General features: G+C 36.5%; 6 protein-coding genes. 1 reads left to right on the plus strand and 5 read right to left on the minus strand.

Features of this window, described 5'->3' with window-relative positions:
- Positions 1-453 precede the first annotated feature (453 nt).
- The gene (locus tag ACFVSH_RS21560) at positions 454-879 is read right to left on the minus strand and encodes a VOC family protein (RefSeq protein ID WP_387595255.1); all 426 of its coding nucleotides are present in this window, start codon (positions 877-879) and stop codon (positions 454-456) included.
- A 201-nt stretch (positions 880-1,080) separates the two neighbouring features.
- Here ACFVSH_RS21560 and ACFVSH_RS21565 point away from each other — a divergent pair, with 201 nt between their 5' ends.
- Positions 1,081-1,428, plus strand: coding sequence for a potassium channel family protein (locus tag ACFVSH_RS21565; protein WP_387707739.1), 348 nt, complete (start codon positions 1,081-1,083; stop codon positions 1,426-1,428).
- Positions 1,429-1,789: 361 nt separating this feature from the next.
- On the opposite strand, the gene abc-f is transcribed toward ACFVSH_RS21565, so the two are convergent.
- The 4 genes from abc-f to ACFVSH_RS21585 all read right to left on the minus strand — a co-directional run.
- Complete coding sequence (gene abc-f, locus ACFVSH_RS21570) at positions 1,790-3,418, minus strand: ribosomal protection-like ABC-F family protein (RefSeq protein ID WP_387707741.1); 1,629 nt, start codon at positions 3,416-3,418, stop codon at positions 1,790-1,792.
- A gap of 443 nt (positions 3,419-3,861) precedes the next feature.
- The gene (locus tag ACFVSH_RS21575; RefSeq protein ID WP_387707743.1) at positions 3,862-4,731 is read right to left on the minus strand and encodes a cation diffusion facilitator family transporter; all 870 of its coding nucleotides are present in this window, start codon (positions 4,729-4,731) and stop codon (positions 3,862-3,864) included.
- Between the two features lie 206 nt (positions 4,732-4,937).
- Positions 4,938-5,936 (minus strand): sensor histidine kinase, encoded by a 999-nt coding sequence (locus ACFVSH_RS21580; protein ID WP_387707745.1) that lies wholly within the window; start codon positions 5,934-5,936, stop codon positions 4,938-4,940.
- Positions 5,933-6,311 (minus strand): response regulator transcription factor (locus tag ACFVSH_RS21585; protein WP_387707747.1); only part of this gene is annotated, 379 nt, incomplete at its 5' end. The genes ACFVSH_RS21580 and ACFVSH_RS21585, both read right to left, overlap by 4 nt.

Below are 6,311 nucleotides of genomic sequence, written 5' to 3' on the forward strand. Positions count from 1 at the left end.
GGATAATGAGAGTGATAATCAGGTAAAATACAGTAATAACGAAGCGATTGAAAAGAATAAAGAAAGTATTGCAAAAAGTAGAGAATTCATTAATAAAAAAACAAGCACTTAACCCCAAGGTAAAGTGCTTTTTCATACTGTAGACAAACTCGATGAAAATCGATTTTGTCTACAGTTTTTTATGGCTTGTACAATTTGGACGTTGCTTGCCACTCCAGGCACTCGCTTTCCGCGGGGCGGTCCGGGAGCCTCCTCGGCTTTCGCCTGTGGGGTCTCCCGTAGACACGCTGTTCCCGCAGGAGTCTCGAACACCCGAACCAATCAACCTTGTTTTAACCTTTAGATAGAATCCTTTTGCCTAGAGTCTTTTTAGAAATATTAAAACTTGAGGTGCTGAGGATGTTTTCTAAAACATGATTCTATTCAGCGAGAACGATTTGAAATGGATCACATTCAAGATTCCGTGATGTCCCACTGCGGATTCCAAACGACTTCCCAAAGGTGTCCATCAGGGTCTTGAAAGTGTGCAGAGTATCCTCCCCAGAAAGTGTCATGTGCCGGATCGGTTACGATTGCGCCAGCTTTTTTTGCTTTTTCCAACACAATATCCACTTCTTCTTTACTACCTACATTGTGACCAAGGGTAAATTCAGTAGGACCTGCCGGAGATAGAGGAACCTTGGCCTCATGAGCTATATCCCTGCGATTCCATATGGCAAGCTTTAAGCCTTCTTGGAGGTCGAAAAAAGCAACGGCTCCATGCTCAAATTCTTTGCCTGCTATTCCTTCTGTTTGAAATCCCAGGCCATCCCGATAGAATTTCAACGATTTTTCCAAATCATCAACACCTAATGTTATGACAGTAATACGCGGTTTCATGATTGACCTCCTTCTTTTACTTTTACCTTCTATTGGTTACCAACACTTTTAGTTCATACCAGATTAAAATCAATACGTTTTTTTGTCAATCTAAAAGGAATTCCTGTATAGTAGAATGATTAACTGATCAAGCTCGATATCAGGATATACTAATTCACTTTACTTAAAATGGAATGAAACCGAAAGGAAAAGGAATTACCAATGATTTCATTTATCCTCACCTTGAAACGTTTCCTAAAGGCTCTATGGTCTGCTTTTAAATTGAAGAACTTCCAGGTTCTTTTCGTATTGGTCCTGATTATGTTACTTTCCGGCACAATTTTCTATGTTAAGCAGGAAGGTCTGACTGGGATTGAATCCCTTTACTTCTGTGTTGTTACTCTTAGTACGGTTGGGCATCCAAGTTTTGAACCGCAGACAACATTTGGAAAAGTGTTTACAATGATTTATATTGTAGGCGGCACCGGATTATTTATGGGCTTAATAGGATACCTTGCATACGCAATCATAAAGGAACCGGAAAACGAGAGCAACAGCAGAAAAATCTGAATGCATAGGAATGCTTAAAATAAACGGCATTCCTTTTTGATTGGTTTTAATAATCACCGTTCAAAGGACCAAGTGATGGTTCTCCCTCCAATTAACTGAAGTTTGAGCAAGGACCTTTATTCCTCTATGTATTGGTTTTATTCAGTTGCCGTGGCAGGATGCGGATTACTGATTTTTTCGTAATTTCCCCCTTTCCCTATATAGCGTCATCCAAAGTGACTATTGAGTCACTTCGGAAAAACTGCCATTTGATAAAATCTCCATATATTTCTTATACCAATCAGGATTAATTAGGACTCATCCATTTTATTGCTATTTTATATTCACCTACTTTAACCGGGCAATTAATAATGGATGGCACTTAATCTTCAAGCTCCTTTTTCTTGTTCAAGAGATGGAGGTATTCCCTATCCAATTCCTCCTTTTCCTCTTCCTTCATTACACTGGACAGCTTCCCAAGGGTCTCGACGATTTGCACTTCAATCATAAGAAGTTCAGCCTGTTTATCTAGATGACCATCTTTAAGCGTAGCCGATTTAGTTGATTTCTGATTGATAGCACATACTCTCGGAGGTTCATCTTCAAATGAAAGTGCATGTGTTGCAAGCGATTGAATCAATGAACGATCATGAGTCACAAAAACGATGGTTCCTGGATATGCTTTTAACACCTCGGTTAGAGCCTCTTTAGTTTGAATATCCAGGTAATTTGTAGGTTCATCCAAAACCAGTAGATTATAGTTTCCCAAAAAAACTTTTGCCAGGGAAGCTCTGACTCTTTCCCCACCGCTTAAAAGGGATACTTGTTTGTGAACATCATTTCCTTTAAAAGCTAATCGGGATAATAGCGTACGAATAAAGGATTGATTGTAGGGACTTTCCTCCAATATATTTTCAAGAACCGTTTTACTTTCATTCAAGTTTTCTTGTTGTTGGGCAAAAAATCCAATTTTTGCTGGCTTAGCGACATATAAATCTGGGTGCTGCTCCACTATCTTTTTCAATAATGTCGTTTTTCCTGAACCATTTTGACCATTGATGGCGAGTCGGCAAGCTAGGGGGACATCTCCAAAAATATGTTGTTTCAGTATCCTTGACCCGACTTTCAGGGAACAGCCATTAAATCGAATGACCCTTTTGCTATGCAAAGATGGAAATGCCGAAATATCAAAGATTATAGGGGGATCTTCCTTCGGCTTTTCTTTTTTTGCTAATTTTTCGATTCTAGTTTCAATCGCTTCAGCGGAACGGTTCAATTTCGCCTTCTGTTTCCCGGCGCTCCGTTTATGGAGCCTTGCTTCTGAATTGCCCATTCGTTTAGGGGCTTTCCTAATTGAATCAGATTTGGCTTGGAGGTTTTGGGCAGCCTGTTTCAACCGATTCTTTTCACGGATATACTCTTCATATTGCTTATTTTCCTTTTCTGTTTTTGCTTGCTTTTGTTTGATATACGCTTCGTAATTCCCTTCATATACAGTTAACTTGCCTTGCTCGACTTCCCATATTGTTGTACACAGGTGATTTAAGAAAGCTTTATCATGTGAAGTAAGCAAAATAGCGCCATTAAAAGACTTTAAATCCTTTTCCAATTGTTCAATTCCGGATATATCCAAATGGCTGGTAGGTTCATCCGCAATCAATACATCCGTATTGGAGGACAGGGCTGCGGCGATTTTCCTTCTAGTACGCTCGCCGCCGCTTATGATTTCTTGATTCTCATTGGGCAGTTTCCATATGCTCGTTAACTCCCCGCTTATTTCTAATTCATTTTCTTCAATTTGCGGGATATAGCAGACTGTTCCAAAGCTTTCTATATAACCTGTATCGGGTTCCCTCATGCCCGCTAGAATTGAAAGCAAGGTCGTTTTACCTTCTCCATTCCTACCAACCAATCCAACACGGTCATGGCTGTAAAGATGAAGTGAGTCAACGGAAAGAACTTCACGGTTCCCGTAACTTTTCTTTAAATCATTCGCTTTTAAAAATAACATGAAAAATCCCCCTCTATTTTTCTAGAGAGAGATCGCCTGTTACTAAATTAATATACATAAACCAAATATACCTCATCTGATTTGATAACAGATAAAGCAGTTGTATATGAATTAGTCCCTATAAACGAACAGACGAATCCCATCTCTAAACAAGATCATTAAAAATCTCACAAGGGTATCTCAAAAGATTCTTGTTCAAATGAAATGGTGATTCACGTTACTCACCAATAAATCCGGTAAGCAAACAAAGTGACACGTATTTTTTTGAACATATCTAACCGATTACACCCATTGATATAGATTTAGATTTACTGTTTATTTGATAAGATTACTGCTTCATTGTATAAGGTACCTTTTCCTTCCAATGTAACGAATGATTGCATATTATTCATATGTTTGTAATGCCATTTTATTCCCTTTTTATTAATGCTCAAGGGAGAGAATTAATTGGGCTCCACATGGACATGAACATCATACACTCCATGATCCTTCATCATCACTTTCTCGACATGGGTCGCTATATCATGTGCTTCTTTAATATCCAAGGTAGAATTGACAAGGATGACAACATCAATCACTTCATTATTCCCGTAATTTCTCCCTTTAATTTCTTTTATCCCCTTGACTCCATCCACATTTGTAATTACATCCTTATATAGATGAATTTTATTTTCATCAAACCCGTCAGAAAGTTCATGCGAGGCTTGAATGAAAATCTCCCAGGCTGTTTTGCATATCAATAATCCAACTATGATGGCAGTAAGGGGATCAAGCCAAGGCATATTTAATTGGGAACCGAAAATCCCAATAGCTGTTCCGATACTTACCCAAGCATCGGAAATATTATCTTTTGAAGCTGCCATAACGGCTTTACTATTAATTTTTATAGCAAGCTTTTTATTATATCGGTATACAAAATACATGGCTATTGCTGATAAAATACCTACATACCCTGCAATAATGTCAGGTGATTCCTTTCCACCTTTAAGCATGGAAGCAACGGCATCTATTAAAACTTGTATACCAACAGCAAACATGATGAATGAAGCTACCATCGAAGCAATCGTTTCACTTTTCCAATGACCATAACCATGATCTTTATCGGGGGGTCTTTGAGCTAGCCTTAAACCGATCAGCACGGCAATGGACGCGATAATATCGGTCGTGTTGTTCAAACCATCCGCTTTCAAGGCCGCTGAGTCGCTTATGTATCCTATAACAAGTTTCATGATTGATAGACAAATATAAGCAATGATACTAATGATTGCACCACGTTCGCCTAATTTGAGGTCATTATATTTTTGTTCTTCCATTCAACTTCCCCCCACAATTAAGTACCTGAATATCATATCAACTTAAAAATGGGTGGGTCTATAGCAACCTTTTTGTATTACTTTATATAAGTAAGTGATATATAACTATGTTGCATAGGGCAAACTATCTGAAAAGAATGATATTGATGAATCCTTGACAAAATCCCCGGATATTAATGCCGTAAAAATAACGAATCAATTGAGACTTATATCGTTTTTTCGGCTGTAAAACAAAATGAAGTTCCGCTTTCGTTTGATTGCAAATTATATTTTATATGTAGTGTTTTGGCTATATCCTCAATTATTTTTAAACCAAGCCCCTTACTATTACTATCGATATCAAAACCAATTCCATTATCCTTTATACTGATCCCATTATTTTCAATGGTTATCACAAGTTTATCAGCCCTCGAGTGATTCAAGACATTTTGGAAAACATTATCGAATAACCTTTGAAGCCACAAGTCATTACTTATCCATTCCAACTTTCCATGTAATGGATGATAAATTAATTCAATACCATGCATGTTATACAAATAGCCCCATTTTTTAACCATCATTTCTATTAAATCGTGCATATTCACTTCATCATTTAAGATATAAGAATTATCTAAAGCATCTGTGGATTGTATTTTATATTCATTTGTTAATTCGGAAATATAATCAATTTGTTGATATAGTGATTGCAATAGTGGAACTTGATCCGTATATTGCCCTTCTAAATAAAACAATTGTAATCTTATTGCTGTTAAAGGGGTATTGATGTCATGCCTTAATTTATTCAAGAGTTCCTTTTTCATTTCCTCCTGTTGTTTTAGTTCCAATTCCCGAAAGGTCGTTCTTTCTATCAATAAGTTCACAGATTTAGTTAATTTCCCGATTTCATCATTGCTTTTAATCTCTAAGATATTCGGAATCTCCTTATCACTAGCTAAATTCCTGATGGTTTCATTCAATATATTTATTTTATTTAATAGCGAGTTAATAGATTTGGAAAATAAGAAGGCTAACAATAATAATGTTAAAATGAATACCCCAAGCATTGTTGGATATGCAAAAGATTGATGAAAAGGAATATCATCATTTTTAGTTTTAAAGGCCAAATCATAAATGACTGACATAAGGATACTGTTTAACAGTAATATAAATGGCACGCTAATAACGGCGATAAATAATAATAGCTGGTATTTTTTCTTTAATTTCATTTCTTTATATAGGTATTCAATCTATACCCTTCCCCATATATATTTTGGATGATCTCACCGTTGTTATCATTGATTTTGGTTCTAACTTTTTTTATATGTACATTAATGATATTTTGATTCCTATCTTCGAGCTGCCATAAATATTCAAAGAAATGTTCTTTCGTTAAGATCCGATCCCTATTTTCATATAAATAGAAAAATATTTTACGCTCTATCGCAGTAAAAACCACTTCATTGCCATTATTGAATACCTTCTTATGTTCGGCATCTATATATATATGCTTAATTTGCGTGAAAGTACCATATTGATTATCCAGCAATTTCTGCATTCTTATCAATAGCTCCCTGGGATCAAAAGGCTTAGTCATATAATCC

Source organism: Peribacillus sp. NPDC058002 (assembly GCF_042886655.1).
Taxonomy (GTDB): domain Bacteria; phylum Bacillota; class Bacilli; order Bacillales; family DSM-1321; genus Peribacillus; species Peribacillus aracenensis.